This window comes from Edwardsiella ictaluri ATCC 33202 (assembly GCF_000264785.1).
Taxonomy (GTDB): Bacteria; Pseudomonadota; Gammaproteobacteria; order Enterobacterales; family Enterobacteriaceae; genus Edwardsiella; species Edwardsiella ictaluri.
The window spans coordinates 110,729-125,061 of record NZ_AFJI01000081.1 but is presented as its reverse complement, the minus strand read 5'-3'; the positions used below and the strand labels follow the sequence as shown (position 1 = coordinate 125,061).

Here is a 14,333-nt window from a genome sequence, read left to right as displayed (position 1 = left end):
CGCCTATCGCACGCGGACGCTTATCCCGCTAAAGCAGCGCGCCATAAATGGTCAACAGCGCCACCGCCACGATCAGCACCAGCGTAATGCGCCGCGCCAGCGTCACCGCCGCCAGCGGCGTCTTTAACCCATCCAGGTGCGGATCGCGTGCCAGCGAAAGCTGCGCCAGCCCCGTCAGTACCTGGTACTGGCCGCTCCTCAGATCGCCCAGCGACGCCAGCCAGGCCGGCAGCGCACGCTCACCGTGCCCCAGCAGGGCGTAAGCAATCCCAGCCAGCCGCACCGGGATCCAGTCGACCCAGTGCAGCAGACGATCGATCCCGGCCTGCGCGCGCATCAGCGGATCGGCCTGACGGCTCAGCCAGGTCTGATAGGCCCGCAGCAGCACATAGCCGCCCAGCGCCACCGGGCCGTAGGGCCCGGCTATCACAAAATAGAACAGCGGCGCCAGATAGAAGCGATAGTTGATCCACACCAGCACACTCTGCAGCTCACGCAGGCGGACCTCCGGGCGCGTATCGGCCGACAGCCCCGGGATCAGCGCCAGCTCCGCCGTCATCTGCGTCATCGCATCCTGTTCTCCTCGTCGCGCCGCTTTCATATAAGCGCGATAGTCGCGGCGAATAGCCCCCGCGCCAAAGCACAGCAGCCCGATGAACACCCACATCAGCAGCGTCGGCAGGCCGAAAAACAGCCCCTTAATCCCCTGGAGCAGCGCGCCGATCAGCAGCATCCACAGCAATAGCAGCAGCAGCGTTTTGGTCAGCGATACCCGCTTTATGCGGGCAAACAGCGGGACAAGACAGCGATCAAGCTGCCAGCGATCCCCCAGCTTAAACAGCCGCTCCCAGCCCAAAACCAGCAGTAGCGAGAATAACGTCATCTCCGGTAGCTCTCTCTTCAGTGACGATCGGGTGTACCCGCGGATCCGGCCAACGCTGTCCGCAGTAAACGATGGTACTCATCCCAGCGGAACGCCGGACCGGGATCGGTTTTACGCCCGGGAGCGATATCGCTATGGCCGGTCACCCGCGCCGGTGACATCGGATAGTGACGCATCAACAGTGCGCTGATCCGTGCCAGCGCCCGATACTGCTGCGGGGTATACGCCAGCGTATCCGTCCCCTCCAGCTCAATGCCCACAGAAAAATCATTGCAGCGCTCGCGCCCTTGATAGCGTGATACGCCGGCATGCCACGCCCGGCGTTCAAAGGGCACATACTGGACAATCTCCCCATCGCGCCGGATCAAGCAGTGCGCAGAGACCCGCAGCCCCTGCAAACCGACAAAAAAAGGATCGCCGTCACACGCCAGCGTACCGCTGAACAAGTGGTCGATATAGGGGCCACCGAACTTTCCCGGAGGCAGACTGATATTGTGGATCACCAGCAGGGAGGGCAACTCCCCCTGCGGACGCGCATCACAATGTGGTGACGGTACGCGCCGCGCGCCCGTCAGCCATCCCTGCTCTAATTGCATCACTAACGTGACCTCCCGCGATTCAAACTGCCTACAGGGTAGCATGATTCGCCATTCGCGCCCCCTCATCCCCGCGAGAAGCCGCTGAAAAGCGACGCCCCATTCTATAGCACACGCCGCACCGGCGACGGACACCAGAGCAACCGATACAGCTAAACCGCGGCGCGGCACGCAGCCTGCGTCAGCGCGGCTCGTCGGCAGCAGCCCGCTCAGGCACACTTTACAGACGCAACCCGTGGAGGTGTCTATGTCATCACAGCACGGCTTCACCCTGCTGGAGCTCATGATCGTAATCGCCATCATCGCCATTCTCGGCGCCATCGCCGTACCGGCCTATCAGCGCTACCTGCAAAAAGCGGCCATGACGGATGTTCTGCAGGCGGTCACCCCCTATCGCACCGAGGTCGAACTGTGTGCGCTGGAACAGGGCAACCTTGCCCCCTGCAGCGAAGCGCAACTGGGGCTGGCGGCGTTTCCGCCGTCGGCCTACGTCAGCACGCTGAGTGTCGATGCGGGCATTATCTCGCTGAGCGGCCAGCAAACACTGGCCGGCCTGCGGGTGACGCTAACGCCAACGCTGGATCGCAGCGCGGGCACCCTGCGTTGGCAGCAGCGCTGCCAGAGCGAAGATAATAATACCGCACTGCTGGAGGCCTGTCGCAGCGTCCTGCGAGAAACCGACGGCGGAGAGAGACCATGAGCGATCTCCAGCGGCTCTGCCGCCGCTATCGCTGCCGTCTGCTGCATCAGGATCGGCACAGCATTATCGTCGGCGGACTGAACGAGGCACCCGCCGCGCTGCTGGAAGCCATCCGTTTCGCTACCGGCCTGGATGCCCAGTGGCGCCCCCTGAGCCGTCGGCAGTCAGAGGAGGAAGAGGCGCTGTATCCCGCCACGGAGGAGAGCCAAACCGCCCCACAGCTGGAACAGTTGCTGCTCCATGCGCTGCGGCGACGCGCCTCCGACATCCATCTGGAGCCGCTGGAGACGCGGGGACAAGTACGGCTGCGTATCGACGGGGTACTACACCCGCTGACGGACTACCCCACACTGCAATTCATCCGTTTAGTGACCCGCCTGAAGGTATTGGCCGGTCTGGATATCGCCGAGCGACGCCTGCCTCAGGATGGCCAACTGTGTATCCCCCTGAGCGAACAAACGCACAGCTTTCGCCTCTCTACGCTACCGACGCTACACGGTGAAAAAGCGGTGCTGCGCCAGGTCAGCACGCGGGAAACGCCCCGTAGCCTAGCCCGGCTGGGGCTGGGTACCGCACAGTGTCAGACGCTGGCTCAGGCATTAGCGCAGCCCCAAGGCCTGATCTTAGTGACCGGGCCGACCGGCAGCGGAAAAACTGCGACCCTCTACGCCGGACTACGCCGACTGAATGCGCAGACGCTCAATATTTGCAGCGTTGAAGATCCCATTGAAACACCACTGGAAAACATCAATCAGACCGCGATCGCCCCACGCGCCGGGCTGCAGTTCGCCACCGTACTGCGCGCCCTGCTGCGCCAAGATCCCGACGTCATCATGATCGGGGAAATCCGTGATGAAACCACCGCGCATATTGCCGTTAACGCCGCCCAAACCGGGCATCTGGTACTCTCGACCCTACATACTAATAGCGCGGCCCAGACCCTGACCCGCCTGCTACAGCTGGGTATCGCGCCCTATCTGCTGGCCGACAGCCTGCTGCTGGTCATCGCCCAGCGTCTGGTACGTCGCCTGTGCCGCCACTGTCGCCAGCGGGAGCCCGACGCCGCCCGTCCCAGCTGGCTGCCGGGCGAGTGTGCCCACTGCAGCGGCGGCTACCGCGGCCGGCGTGCCCTATTTGAGCTGCTGACGCCGACGCCCGCCCTACGACAGGCCATGCGCAGCGGCGCTGACAGCGCCCAACTGCAACAGCTGGCCGAAGCGCAGGGGATGATCCCGCTGCACACGACGGCCCACCGCCTGGCCGAACAGGGCAAGACCTCCTGGGGTGAGATTCTACGGGTGCTGGGACCGCAGGCGTGAAGCCCCGGCTGTATCACTGCCAGCTTATCGATCAGGATGGCAAGGGGTGGATGGAAACGCGGCTCAGTCTCAGTCGTCGCCATCTGCGCCGCGACCTTGCAGCGCGCGGCATTCTGCCGCTCGCTATCGTCACCGCCCGTCGCCCACTGCGCTATCGCTGGCATGGCGGCGCCTGCAGTGACTTTATAGCCCAGTTGGCCGATCTGCTGGAGGCCGGGGTACCGCTGCTCTCGGCGCTGGATCTGATGGCTAACGGGCACCCTCACACCGAGTGGCGGGTGCTGATCCATCAGTTGAGCCGCGAGGTTGCCGATGGGCTGACACTCTCTCAGGCGCTGCGCGGGCAGCCCGCTATTTTTCCCGCGCTGTACAGTCGAACCCTGGCGGCGGCGGAGCAAAGCGGCGCACTGGCCGACGTCTGTCGCCAGCTGGCCCGCCAGCAGCAGCAGGCGCACGCACTGCACCAACGCCTGCTGCGTGCACTACGCTACCCGCTGTTCCTGCTGTCGGTCGCACTGCTGATCGCACTGGGCATGCTGTTAACCCTGCTGCCGCAATTTGCCCAGCTGTACGCATCGCTCGATGCGCCGCTGCCTTGGCTGACCCAGCAACTCCTGACGCTGGCCGATGCCTTGCGTCATGGGTGGCACCGGATGGCAGCGGGTATCCCGCTGGCCGGACTCGCGCTGGTCACGCTGCGCCGCCGCGGCCCACGGCTACAGGGCGCGCTGCAGCACCTCACCCTGCACCTTCCGGGCTATGGTATTCTGCTGCGCGATGTCACTCTCGCGCAGTTGTTTCAAATGCTGTCACTGATGCTACAGGCCGGGATCACGCTGCCAGCGGCGCTAAATTGCTGCCGCCGCTCTCTACCGCTGGCAGCCTATCGCCGCGCCCTGCACACCGGCGTGCTGCGCCTGCGTCAGGGAGAGCTGCTCTCGGCGGCCCTGCGCGATCCGCATCTTTTTCCGCCCCAGTGCCGACAGCTGATCCGCCAGGGTGAGGCCGCGGGGCGCCTCGCTGCCGTCAGCCACCATCTGGGAGAGTTCTATCGCCACAGCGCACAACGGCGCAGTGAGACGCTGGCCTCACTGGCGGAGCCTGCTATGCTAGTGATAAGCGCCACCCTGATAGCCCTACTGGTGCTGGCCATGTACCTGCCAATTCTGCGTCTGGGCAACGTAATGCAATAACGCCGGCGATCGCCGGCGTTATTGATACGGAACAGAACTCTCGGCGCAAGCGCTCAATCGGCCCGGCCAAAAACACGGTTCTCCTGCTCGGCAACCCGGATAAAAGTCGTACGCTTGGTCAGCTCTTTGAGACGCGATGCCCCGACGTAAGTGCAGGCAGAGCGCAGGCCGCCCAGAATATCACGCACGGTATTTTCCACCGGACCACGCAGCGGAAGGCTAACGGTCTTCCCCTCCGCCGCGCGATAGTCTGCGACGCCGCCGACATGGCGGTTCATCGCCGAGGCCGAGCTCATACCGTAGAACAGCATCATCTTGCGCCCCTGCTCTTCGACAATACGTCCTTCGCACTCCGCATGAGCCGCCAGCATGCCGCCCAGCATCACGAAGTCAGCACCACCGCCAAACGCTTTGGCCACGTCGCCCGGCATGGTACAGCCGCCATCAGACACGATCTGCCCGCCCAGCCCGTGCGCGGCATCGGCGCACTCAATGACGGCAGAGAGCTGTGGATAACCAACGCCGGTCTTGACCCGGGTGGTGCACACGGAGCCGGGGCCAATTCCCACCTTAACAATATCGGCGCCGGAGAGGATCAGCTCCTCCACCATCTCACCGGTGACCACGTTACCGGCGCAGATCACTTTGTCTGGGCAGACGTCGCGCGCCCTGCGCAGAAAATCAACGAAGTGTTCGGAATAACCGTTAGCGACATCGATACAGATGAACTTCAGGGACGGGGAGAGCGCGAGGATCTGACGCAGCTTGATAAAGTCCGCCTCGGAGGTCCCGGTCGATACCATCACATGGCGCAGCGTCTCTTCACCGACGCTGGAGACAAAGCTCTGCCACTGCTCCACGCTGTAGTGCTTATGCACGGCGGTCAACACATCAAAACCGGCCAGCACCCGCGCCATGCTGAACGTGCCGACGGTATCCATGTTGGCCGCGATCAGCGGAACGCCTGACCACTGCCAGCCGCTGTGCTTAAAGCGATACTCGCGGGCGAGCTCAACATCAGAGCGGCTTTTCAGCGTAGAACGCTTCGGACGGATCAGAACATCCTTAAAACCCAGCTTCAGATCTTCTTCAATGCGCATGAGATACTTTCCTGGTTAATGGCGACAATATTAGAGAAAATGTGATCATACAAACGATTGGCTGCCGTATGACGCCAGTTCCAGTGACGTTATCATACGCAGGAATAACACGGCGACAAGTCTGCTTTTTCAACAAAATTTCAGGTACACTGTTCTGAATTTGCCCACGATAATCGGCCTCAGCATCCTCTCGGTATCGCCTTCTGCCGCACGCGTGGCTTGCACTTACCGTCAGGTCCATTATGATCCGCAGGTTCGCCGATTTTTCCGCGCAGCTCACGCCCGCGCACAGTCTCGCAGGATCTCCTCATGGCATACACAGTTGCTCTCACCGGTGGTATCGGCAGCGGTAAATCTACCGTAGCTGAGGCCTTTGTCCGCCTCGGCGTGCCGCTGGTCGATGCCGACGTCATCGCACGCCAGATGGTCGAGCGGGGACAGCCGGCCCTAGCGCAGATTGCGGCCCATTTTGACGCGCGGGTTTTACGGGCAGACGGCAGCCTGAATCGCGCCGCCCTACGTCATATCATTTTTGCCCAGCCGCAGGAAAAAGCCTGGCTTAACGCCCTGCTGCACCCGCTGATCCAGGCGGAGACCCAGCGCCAGCTGGCGCAGATAGCGGCCCCCTACGCCCTGTGGGTGGTGCCGTTGCTGATCGAGAATCACCTCACGGCGCAGGTGAATCGCATCGCGGTCGTCGATCTGCCCGTCGAACAGCAGCTGGCACGTACCCAGGCGCGCGATGGCATCAGCCCAGCACAGGCGCAGCGCATCCTGGCCGCCCAGGCTACGCGGGAGCAGCGCCTGGCCTGCGCCGATGATATTATTGATAACAGCGGGTCCGCCGATGCGCTGGCCCCACAGGTCGCCGTCCTGCATCGCCGCTATCTGGCGCTCGCGCAGGCGGCGACCGCCTCGACAGGATCACAAGCATGAGTGACACCGCTCCGGCCATACTGTTTGAATACCCACTCAATGAAAAAATGCGCACCTGGCTGCGCCTGGAGTTTCTGCTACAGCAGCTGCTGCAGCATCGGCCACAGTGCGATACCAGCGGTGCCCTCACCTTCTTTCGCACCCTGTCCGACCTGCTCGACGTACTGGATCGCGGCGAGGTACGGGCCGAGCTGCTCAAAGAGCTGGAGCACCAGCAGCGCAAGCTAATGCAGTGGATCAACGTGCCGGGCGTCGATCAGGAGATGATCCATGCGCTGAGCCAGCATCTAAAGCAGCAGGCCGCCATTTTGATGGCAGCACCGCGTATCGGTCAGACGCTGCGCGAAGATCGCCTGGTCGCCTTAGTCCGCCAACGGCTGGGGATCCCCGGTGGCTGCTGCAGCTTTGATCTGCCGACGCTCTACCTGTGGCTAAACCTGGATCAGACTACCCGCGATCGTCAGATCGACGCCTGGATAGCCTCCTTGGCACCGCTGACGGACAGCCTGATGCTGGTGCTGGATCTGCTGCGAAAGGCCGCCACCTTTAAGCCGATGACCAGCCTACATGGCTTCTACCAAGACAATGCCGACGGCACCGAGATGCTGCGTATTCAGCTGGCGCTGGATCTGCAAATTTATCCGCAGGTTTCCGGCCATAAGAGCCGCTTTGCCATTCGTTTTCTGCCGCTGGACAGCGAGCAGGGCGTGGTACCGGATCGCCTGTCGTTCAATCTGGCCTGCTGTTGAGCCGCGGCCTTAGGGAGTTAGCAATGGAAAACGAGATCATCACTGTCGCCTGTCCGACCTGCGGCAGCGCGGTTATCTGGGGAGAGCAGAGTCCTTACCGCCCGTTCTGCAGCAAACGCTGCCAGCTTATCGATCTGGGCGAATGGGCCAACGAAGAGAAGCGGATTGCCAGTGACGCGACCCACTCCGACAGCGAAGAGTGGAGTGAGGTCGACGACCGCTGAGGCTTTGTCCCCTCGCTCACCGCAATTGAGGCGCCCGATAGGCGCCTTTTTTTGTGCGCTATCCCTGGGCGCGTAGCTCTTCGATTATCGCCCGGTTCGGCGCTGGAAAATCGGCGGCACACAGCGAGGCCGCCGCGACCCAGCGGGTCTCTTGCCCTTCCCGACCACAGGGTTCCCCCTGCCAGGCACCGACCAAAAAGAAGTGCAGCACCACCCGCCGATCGCTGAAGGTATGCTCGATACGCCGCAGCAGCTGCGCTGACGCTACAGTAATCCCCACCTCCTCTTGCAGCTCACGCGCCAGCGCCTGCCGGGCGTGCTCTCCCGGCTCAATTTTACCACCGGGAAACTCCCACAGACCGGCCAGGTGGCTGCCGGACTGACGCCGGGCAATAAAGATCTCCTGCCGCGCGTTGCGAATAATCCCGACGGAAATCTGTAGCGTCGGCACCGACTGGATCATATCTACCTCTCTTTGGCCGCAGGGTACCCGTAAAATAAAAAACAGGGAGGCGCACTGCGCTTCCCTGTCGGTAATCACCTAGTGCCCGAACTATCAGGCGTTGAGGCGACCATGGCACTGCTTATATTTCTTGCCGGAGCCGCATGGGCAGGGATCGTTGCGCCCGATCTTGCGATCGCCGGTCTGAGAGGCCATCTCCTGCGCCGCCGCGCTCTGATCGTCCAGATGGCTCAGCTGCTGCTGACGGGCCAGACGCTCCGCGTCCTCGCGGCGCTGGCGCTCCAGCGCCTCAACCTCTTCCGGCATCCGCACCTGTACCTTGCTCAGTACGCTTATCACCTCATACTTCAGAGACTCCAGCATCGCCGCAAACATGGCAAAGGATTCGCGCTTGTACTCCTGCTTGGGATCTTTCTGCGCATAGCCACGCAGATGAATCCCCTGACGCAGGTAGTCCATCGCCGCCAGATGCTCTTTCCACAGGGAGTCCAGGGTCTGCAGCATGATGCCCTTTTCAAAGCTGCGCATCATTTCGCCGCCAACCACCTCTTCCTTGCTCTGATAGTGCTCTACCGCCATCGTCAGAATACGCTCGCGCAGCGTCTCCTCATGCAGCTCCGGCTCTTTATCCAGCCACTCCGTAATCGGTAGCTCCAGATCGAAGTCATTGCGCAGACGCTCTTCCAGTCCGGCGACATCCCACATCTCCTCCAGGGACTGCGGCGGGATATAGCTGTCGATCACCACCTTAAAGACATCCTCACGGATGCTGTTGATGGTATCGACCACATCACCGCCGTCCAGCAGCTCATTACGCTGGGTATAGATGGCGCGGCGCTGATCGCTGGCCACATCATCGTACTCAAGCAGCTGTTTACGAATATCGAAGTTCCGGCTTTCCACCTTGCGTTGCGCGTTGGCGATCGCCTTGGTCACCCATGGGTGCTCAATGGCCTCGCCCGGCTTCATCCCCAGCTTACGCATCATGTTGGCCACGCGATCAGAAGCGAAGATACGCATCAGGGAGTCCTCCAGCGACAGATAGAAACGGGAGGAACCCGCATCCCCCTGACGACCGGAGCGGCCGCGCAACTGGTTATCAATACGGCGCGACTCATGGCGCTCGGTGCCGATGATGTGCAGACCGCCGGCGGCCAGCACCGCATCGTGACACGTTTGCCACTCCGCTTTTATTGCCTCGATCTGCGCTTCGGTCGGCGACTCCAGCAGCGCGATCTCTGCCTGCCAGCTGCCGCCCAGCATGATATCGGTACCGCGGCCGGCCATGTTGGTGGCGATGGTGACTGCGCCCGGCTGACCGGCCTGAGCAACGATATCGGCCTCTTTGGCGTGGAACTTGGCATTCAGCACACTGTGGGCGATACCGGCCTTCGTCAACTCATGAGAGACCATTTCAGATTTTTCGATGGAGACCGTGCCCACCAGCACCGGCTGCCCTTTGGCCGTACGCTCGCGGATATCCTCGATGATCGCCGCGATCTTGTCCTGTTCGGTCATGTACACCAGATCCGGCAAATCCTTACGGATCATCGGACGGTTGGTCGGCACCACAATGGTATCCAGCTTATAGATAGAGCTGAATTCGAAGGCTTCAGTATCGGCGGTACCGGTCATCCCGGCCAGCTTCTCATACAGACGGAAGTAGTTCTGGAAGGTAATGGAGGCCAGCGTCTGGTTTTCGTTCTGGATCTGGACCCCTTCCTTGGCCTCCACCGCCTGATGCAGACCGTCTGACCAGCGGCGCCCCTGCATGGTACGACCGGTGTGCTCATCGACGATGATGACCTCCCCCTCTTTCACGATGTAGTCCACATCGCGGGTAAACAGCGCGTGGGCGCGCAGCGCCGCGGTCACATGGTGCATCAGCATAATATTGGCAGGGGAGTACAGCGATTCGCCCTCATCCATAATCCCGACGTCGGCCAACAGCTCTTCAATCAGCACCAGACCGCGCTCCGTCAGGTTAACCTGACGGGTCTTTTCATCGACAGAGTAGTGTCCATCGCCCTGGAACGTATCGGAATCCTCTTTTTCCTGACGCTTCAGGTGCGGGATCAGCTTGTCGACCTTGATGTACAGCTCGGAGCTGTCCTCTGCCGGACCGGAAATGATCAGCGGCGTACGCGCCTCATCGATCAGGATGGAGTCCACCTCATCCACCAGCGCATAGTGCAGCTTGCGCTGAACGCGCTCTTCTGGGCTGAACGCCATATTGTCGCGCAGGTAGTCAAAACCATATTCGTTGTTGGTACCGTAGGTGATGTCGGCCGCATAGGCGGCGCGCTTGGCCGGCGCTGCCATACCCGGCAGGTTGATGCCGACGCTCAGTCCGAGGAACTCAAACAGCGGGCGGTTGTTTTCGGCGTCTCGCTGGGCCAGATAGTCGTTGACGGTCACCACGTGTACCCCTTTACCGGTCAGGGCATTCAGGTAGGCCGGCAGGGTCGCCGTCAGGGTTTTACCTTCGCCGGTGCGCATTTCTGCGATGCAGCGCTCGTTCAGCACCATGCCGCCCAGCAGCTGCACGTCAAAGTGACGCATGCCAAACACGCGCTTGCTGGCCTCACGGACGGTGGCAAACGCCTCCGGCAGCAGGCTGTCCAACGCGGCGCCCTGCGCCAGGCGTCCACGGAACTCGACGGTCTTCGCCTTCAGCAGCTCATCGCTGAGCTGCTCCATCTCCGGCTCCATGCGGTTAATCTGCTCAACCACTTTACGCATACGGCGCAGGGTACGATCGTTACGGCTGCCAAAAACCTTGGTCAATAATTTAATTAACATAGTTATACAATCTCTCATGGATGGCCCAAACCACCCGGGTCAAAACGCGGACAAAAAGGGAAAAGGTAAACTCAGGCGGCGACAGCGGGACCGGCGCGGATCCCCTGAACCCGGGCCAGCCACAGCGCCGGGAGATGCCCATGGGACGACGGTGCGTAGCGCGACGGCCGCAGGTACAGCGGCGTAGCATAGAGCGTAGGCTGACGGGTCAGCAGTGAGCTGAGCGAGTTGAGCAGCACCAGGTGCTGGCGCTGCTGCTCTGCAGATAGGCTGTATTGGGCGTGCGACGGCGCCAGACGACTACTCAGCTGACGGATGGCGATACGCAGCGCATACTGATGCCAGTAGTCAATGCCCTGTCCCCGGCGCTTACTGGACATCAGCTGCAGGGAGACGTGGCTGTGATGTGCGGCGATCAGCCGCTGCAGGGTAATGGTCTGCACAGAGGGACGCGGCTGCTCAGCGTTGGCCAGCGACGGAATGCCAAGCGTCGCCGCCACCATCCCCCACAGGAGATGCGGCCAAAAATAACGTCTGCCAAACTGTCGCCAACGCTTTAGAATACCAATCACATGCCGTACCGAATCAATAGCCCTAATAGCCGCGGAGCCGTATTTATGCGTGATAGTCGCCCACAATCCCTGGATACCCTGCTGGATGACAACGCCGCCGTTGACGGCATTCTCAAAAACGTTCAGCAACGCGCAGTGGCATTACTCCGACTCGATCGGGCAGTACAGGCCCTGCTGCCGGCGCCGCTGAAACCGTTTTGCCACGTCGCCAACTTTCGTCAGGGCATTCTGGTGCTGGAAGTCGCCAACGCCAGTTGGCTGATGCGCCTGCGCTATGAGCAGAGCAGTCTACTTTCCGCACTTAGGGGAGAGATTTTACCATCATTGTCATCGATCGACATCAGGATTAATCCCGCCCTGATGTGTCAGAGTGGGAAAAATGCGCAGTCGTTCGCACAGGAAAGGCAGGAGAGCGCACAGGAGGAGACAGTAATGCGCACGCTGAGCGTAGCAAGCGCACAGCAGCTACGCTGGCTAGCCACTCAAAGTCCGGATGGATTGCGGAAAAAACTGGAACGACTGGCTGCGCTGGCCGGAGAGAGTACCGACACAGTCAGTCGTGATAAGAAGCGTCGCTCCTGAGCCCGTTCGTCAGGCCAGAACGGCTGACGGAGCACGGAACGCCAGCGGCATCTCCTCACCGTCTTCAAAGGTCACCAGCTCCCACGCTTCCTGCTTCGCCAACACGGTCTGCAGCAGACGGTTGTTCAACGCATGGCCGGACTTGAACGCGGTAAAGGCGCCGATAATATTGTGCCCGCACATAAACAGGTCACCGATAGCATCCAGCATTTTGTGGCGCACAAACTCATCCTCAAAACGCAGGCCGTCTTCGTTCAGCACGCGGTAATCATCCACGACAATGGCGCAGTCAAAGCTGCCGCCCAGGCACAGGCCACGGGACTGCAGATACTCAATGTCGCGCATGAAGCCGAAAGTACGCGCACGGCTAATCTGACGCACAAACGCGTCGGCAGAGAAGTCCAGGCTATAGCGCTGCGTACTGGCATCAATGGCCGGATGATTGAAGTCGATGGTGAAGTCCAGGCTAAAGCCATTATACGGCGCCAGCTCGGCCCACTTATCACCGTCCTCGACCCGTACAGCCTCTTTGAGACGCAGGAATTTCTTGGCGCACTTCAACTCATCGATTCCGGCATCCAGCAGCAGGAAAACAAACGGTGCGGCGCTGCCGTCCATGATTGGAATTTCAGCCGCATCGACCTCAATAACCAGGTTATCGATCCCTAACCCCGCCAAGGCAGCATTCAGGTGCTCTACGGTAGAAATACGCACATCATGCTCATTAACCAGGCACGTACAAAGCATTGTGTCACGCACCGATTTAGCATCAGCCGGGAAATCGACCGGAGGATTCAAGTCAGTGCGACGATAGATGATCCCGGTATTTGCCGCAGCCGGGCGCATGGTCAGAGTGACTTTCTTGCCGGTATGCAACCCGACGCCCGTCGCCTGAACGATACGTTTTATGGTCCGTTGTTTGATCATCGTGTTATCTCGCAATGTTTATCCGTCCAACCACCTCTAAATGATAATTATTATACATTAAAGGCGGCAAGATAGTATAGCACAAAGAGCGGAGAACCCCAACACTCAGTCGGCCTGCTTACGCAGGAAGGCCGGAATATCCAGGTAGTCGTCAGACTCTTTCCCGTTCGGCACGCTCTGATCGTTAACCACTTTAGCCGCTGCCGGCTTGCTCTCCTGCGGCAGCGGCGACAGGCCATGCTGCTGGTAGCGCTGGTCGATCACTGGCTGCTGCCCCTGCTTATTGGACACCAGGGTGATCTCCGGACGCTTGTCCATACCAATGCCGGTAGCCACCACGGTTACGCGCAACTCATCGTTCATATCCGGGTCGAGAGAGGTACCGATAACCACCGTCGCGTTATCAGAGGCAAAGGCACGAATGGTGTTACCGACGGTCTCAAACTCATCCAGACGCAGGTCAAAGCCCGCGGTGATGTTAACCAGTACGCCGCGGGCGCCGGACAGATCGATGTCTTCCAGCAGTGGAGAAGAAATAGCCATCTCGGCAGCCTCTTCCGCTCGGTCTTCCCCGCTGGCCATACCGGAACCCATCATGGCGTAGCCCATTTCAGACATCACAGTACGTACGTCGGCAAAGTCGACGTTCATCAGGCCCGGACGGGTGATCAGCTCAGCAATACCCTGTACTGCCCCTTTCAACACGTCGTTGGCCGCGCCGAAGGCATCCAGCAGAGAGATACCGCGCCCCAGCACCTTCAGCAGCTTATCGTTGGGAATGGTAATCAGAGAATCGACGTGCTTGGACAGCTCGGCGATACCCTGTTCAGCAAACGCCATACGACGCTTGCCTTCAAAATTAAACGGCTTGGTGACAACGGCAACCGTCAGGATACCCAGCTCTTTTGCCACTTCAGCCACTACCGGCGCCGCGCCAGTACCGGTGCCACCGCCCATGCCGGCAGCGATGAAGACCATATCGGCCCCATCCAGCGCAGCGCGCAGCGCTTCGCGATCTTCTTCCGCCGCATTGCGTCCGACCTCTGGGTTAGCACCTGCACCCAGTCCTTTAGTAATGCCGCTGCCGATCTGTATCGTCTGGCCAACGGCCGTCTTGCGCAGAGCCTGTGCATCGGTATTCACCGCAAAAAACTCAACGCCTTCAATGCGTTCACGCACCATGTGTTCAACGGCGTTGCCGCCGCCGCCGCCGACGCCGATGACTTTAATCACCGCGTCATTGGTTAATTCCATTGGTTCAAACATAGTTTCTCTCCGTCTTGTGCC

At 60.7% G+C, this 14,333-nt stretch carries 15 protein-coding genes; 7 read left to right on the top strand and 8 right to left on the bottom strand.

All coding sequences use genetic code 11. The annotated features are described in order from the left end of the window. Nucleotides 1–28 precede the first annotated feature (28 nt). Entirely contained in the window at nt 29–883 is an 855-nt protein-coding gene (gene ampE / locus EIEH_RS12300) for a beta-lactamase regulator AmpE (protein WP_015870169.1), read from the bottom strand. A gap of 17 nt (nt 884–900) precedes the next feature. After that, entirely contained in the window at nt 901–1,479 is a 579-nt protein-coding gene (gene ampD, locus EIEH_RS12295) for a 1,6-anhydro-N-acetylmuramyl-L-alanine amidase AmpD (protein WP_015870168.1), read from the bottom strand. Nucleotides 1,480–1,726: 247 nt separating this feature from the next. Between ampD and ppdD the strand changes: the two genes are divergently transcribed. From ppdD to EIEH_RS12280, 3 genes are read left to right on the top strand one after another with little or no spacing between them, the layout of a single operon-like run. Continuing rightward, nucleotides 1,727–2,179 (top strand): prepilin peptidase-dependent pilin, encoded by a 453-nt coding sequence (ppdD, locus tag EIEH_RS12290; RefSeq protein WP_015870167.1) that lies wholly within the window; start codon nt 1,727–1,729, stop codon nt 2,177–2,179. Continuing rightward, complete coding sequence (locus EIEH_RS12285; RefSeq protein ID WP_015870166.1) at nt 2,176–3,498, top strand: GspE/PulE family protein; 1,323 nt, start codon at nt 2,176–2,178, stop codon at nt 3,496–3,498. Before ppdD ends, EIEH_RS12285 begins: the two co-directional genes overlap by 4 nt. Further along, nucleotides 3,495–4,691 carry a type II secretion system F family protein gene (locus EIEH_RS12280; protein WP_015870165.1) on the top strand — a complete coding sequence of 399 codons (1,197 nt, stop codon included), beginning with the start codon at nt 3,495–3,497 and terminating at the stop codon, nt 4,689–4,691. The genes EIEH_RS12285 and EIEH_RS12280 overlap by 4 nt, the downstream gene beginning before the upstream one ends. 53 nt (nt 4,692–4,744) lie before the next feature. Here the strand turns inward: EIEH_RS12280 and EIEH_RS12275 are convergent, their stop codons facing one another. After that, nucleotides 4,745–5,791: a GMP reductase gene (locus tag EIEH_RS12275; protein WP_015870164.1), complete on the bottom strand. Its 1,047-nt coding sequence runs from the start codon at nt 5,789–5,791 to the stop codon at nt 4,745–4,747. Nucleotides 5,792–6,100: 309 nt separating this feature from the next. Between EIEH_RS12275 and coaE the strand changes: the two genes are divergently transcribed. The 3 genes from coaE to yacG are packed head-to-tail and all read left to right on the top strand — an operon-like array spanning nt 6,101 to nt 7,700. Next, the gene (gene coaE / locus EIEH_RS12270) at nt 6,101–6,727 is read left to right on the top strand and encodes a dephospho-CoA kinase (protein WP_015870163.1); all 627 of its coding nucleotides are present in this window, start codon (nt 6,101–6,103) and stop codon (nt 6,725–6,727) included. Next, complete coding sequence (gene zapD, locus EIEH_RS12265; RefSeq protein WP_015870162.1) at nt 6,724–7,476, top strand: cell division protein ZapD; 753 nt, start codon at nt 6,724–6,726, stop codon at nt 7,474–7,476. The genes coaE and zapD overlap by 4 nt, the downstream gene beginning before the upstream one ends. Before the next feature lie 23 nt (nt 7,477–7,499). Next, the gene (gene yacG, locus EIEH_RS12260; RefSeq protein ID WP_015870161.1) at nt 7,500–7,700 is read left to right on the top strand and encodes a DNA gyrase inhibitor YacG; all 201 of its coding nucleotides are present in this window, start codon (nt 7,500–7,502) and stop codon (nt 7,698–7,700) included. A gap of 58 nt (nt 7,701–7,758) precedes the next feature. Here the strand turns inward: yacG and mutT are convergent, their stop codons facing one another. The 3 genes from mutT to secM all read right to left on the bottom strand — a co-directional run bounded on the left by mutT (nt 7,759) and on the right by secM (nt 11,537). After that, nucleotides 7,759–8,163, bottom strand: coding sequence for an 8-oxo-dGTP diphosphatase MutT (gene mutT, locus EIEH_RS12255; RefSeq protein WP_015870160.1), 405 nt, complete (start codon nt 8,161–8,163; stop codon nt 7,759–7,761). Between the two features lie 93 nt (nt 8,164–8,256). Next, the gene (gene secA, locus EIEH_RS12250) at nt 8,257–10,965 is read right to left on the bottom strand and encodes a preprotein translocase subunit SecA (RefSeq protein WP_015870159.1); all 2,709 of its coding nucleotides are present in this window, start codon (nt 10,963–10,965) and stop codon (nt 8,257–8,259) included. Nucleotides 10,966–11,036: 71 nt separating this feature from the next. Then, on the bottom strand, nt 11,037–11,537 hold the full coding sequence (secM, locus tag EIEH_RS12245) for a secA translation cis-regulator SecM (RefSeq protein WP_015870158.1): 501 nt from the start codon (nt 11,535–11,537) through the stop codon (nt 11,037–11,039). A 45-nt stretch (nt 11,538–11,582) separates the two neighbouring features. Here secM and EIEH_RS12240 point away from each other — a divergent pair, with 45 nt between their 5' ends. Next, entirely contained in the window at nt 11,583–12,119 is a 537-nt protein-coding gene (locus EIEH_RS12240) for a DUF721 domain-containing protein (protein ID WP_015870157.1), read from the top strand. A gap of 9 nt (nt 12,120–12,128) precedes the next feature. On the opposite strand, the gene lpxC is transcribed toward EIEH_RS12240, so the two are convergent. Both lpxC and ftsZ read right to left on the bottom strand, forming a co-directional pair. Next, the gene (gene lpxC, locus EIEH_RS12235; protein WP_015870156.1) at nt 12,129–13,046 is read right to left on the bottom strand and encodes a UDP-3-O-acyl-N-acetylglucosamine deacetylase; all 918 of its coding nucleotides are present in this window, start codon (nt 13,044–13,046) and stop codon (nt 12,129–12,131) included. A gap of 105 nt (nt 13,047–13,151) precedes the next feature. Continuing rightward, complete coding sequence (gene ftsZ, locus EIEH_RS12230) at nt 13,152–14,312, bottom strand: cell division protein FtsZ (RefSeq protein WP_015870155.1); 1,161 nt, start codon at nt 14,310–14,312, stop codon at nt 13,152–13,154. Nucleotides 14,313–14,333: the final 21 nt, after the last annotated feature.

Excerpts from the sequence above, each read along its gene's own strand:
- secA (WP_015870159.1), bottom strand. The coding sequence starts at position 10,965 with ATGTTAATTAAATTATTGACCAAGGTTTTTGGCAGCCGTAACGATCGT.
- ftsZ (WP_015870155.1), bottom strand. The coding sequence starts at position 14,312 with ATGTTTGAACCAATGGAATTAACCAATGACGCGGTGATTAAAGTCATC.
- zapD (WP_015870162.1), top strand. The coding sequence starts at position 6,724 with ATGAGTGACACCGCTCCGGCCATACTGTTTGAATACCCACTCAATGAA.
- EIEH_RS12240 (WP_015870157.1), top strand. The coding sequence starts at position 11,583 with ATGCGTGATAGTCGCCCACAATCCCTGGATACCCTGCTGGATGACAAC.
- ampD (WP_015870168.1), bottom strand. The coding sequence starts at position 1,479 with ATGCAATTAGAGCAGGGATGGCTGACGGGCGCGCGGCGCGTACCGTCA.
- yacG (WP_015870161.1), top strand. The coding sequence starts at position 7,500 with ATGGAAAACGAGATCATCACTGTCGCCTGTCCGACCTGCGGCAGCGCG.
- ampE (WP_015870169.1), bottom strand. The coding sequence starts at position 883 with ATGACGTTATTCTCGCTACTGCTGGTTTTGGGCTGGGAGCGGCTGTTT.
- lpxC (WP_015870156.1), bottom strand. The coding sequence starts at position 13,046 with ATGATCAAACAACGGACCATAAAACGTATCGTTCAGGCGACGGGCGTC.
- EIEH_RS12275 (WP_015870164.1), bottom strand. The coding sequence starts at position 5,791 with ATGCGCATTGAAGAAGATCTGAAGCTGGGTTTTAAGGATGTTCTGATC.
- coaE (WP_015870163.1), top strand. The coding sequence starts at position 6,101 with ATGGCATACACAGTTGCTCTCACCGGTGGTATCGGCAGCGGTAAATCT.
- ppdD (WP_015870167.1), top strand. The coding sequence starts at position 1,727 with ATGTCATCACAGCACGGCTTCACCCTGCTGGAGCTCATGATCGTAATC.
- EIEH_RS12285 (WP_015870166.1), top strand. The coding sequence starts at position 2,176 with ATGAGCGATCTCCAGCGGCTCTGCCGCCGCTATCGCTGCCGTCTGCTG.
- mutT (WP_015870160.1), bottom strand. The coding sequence starts at position 8,163 with ATGATCCAGTCGGTGCCGACGCTACAGATTTCCGTCGGGATTATTCGC.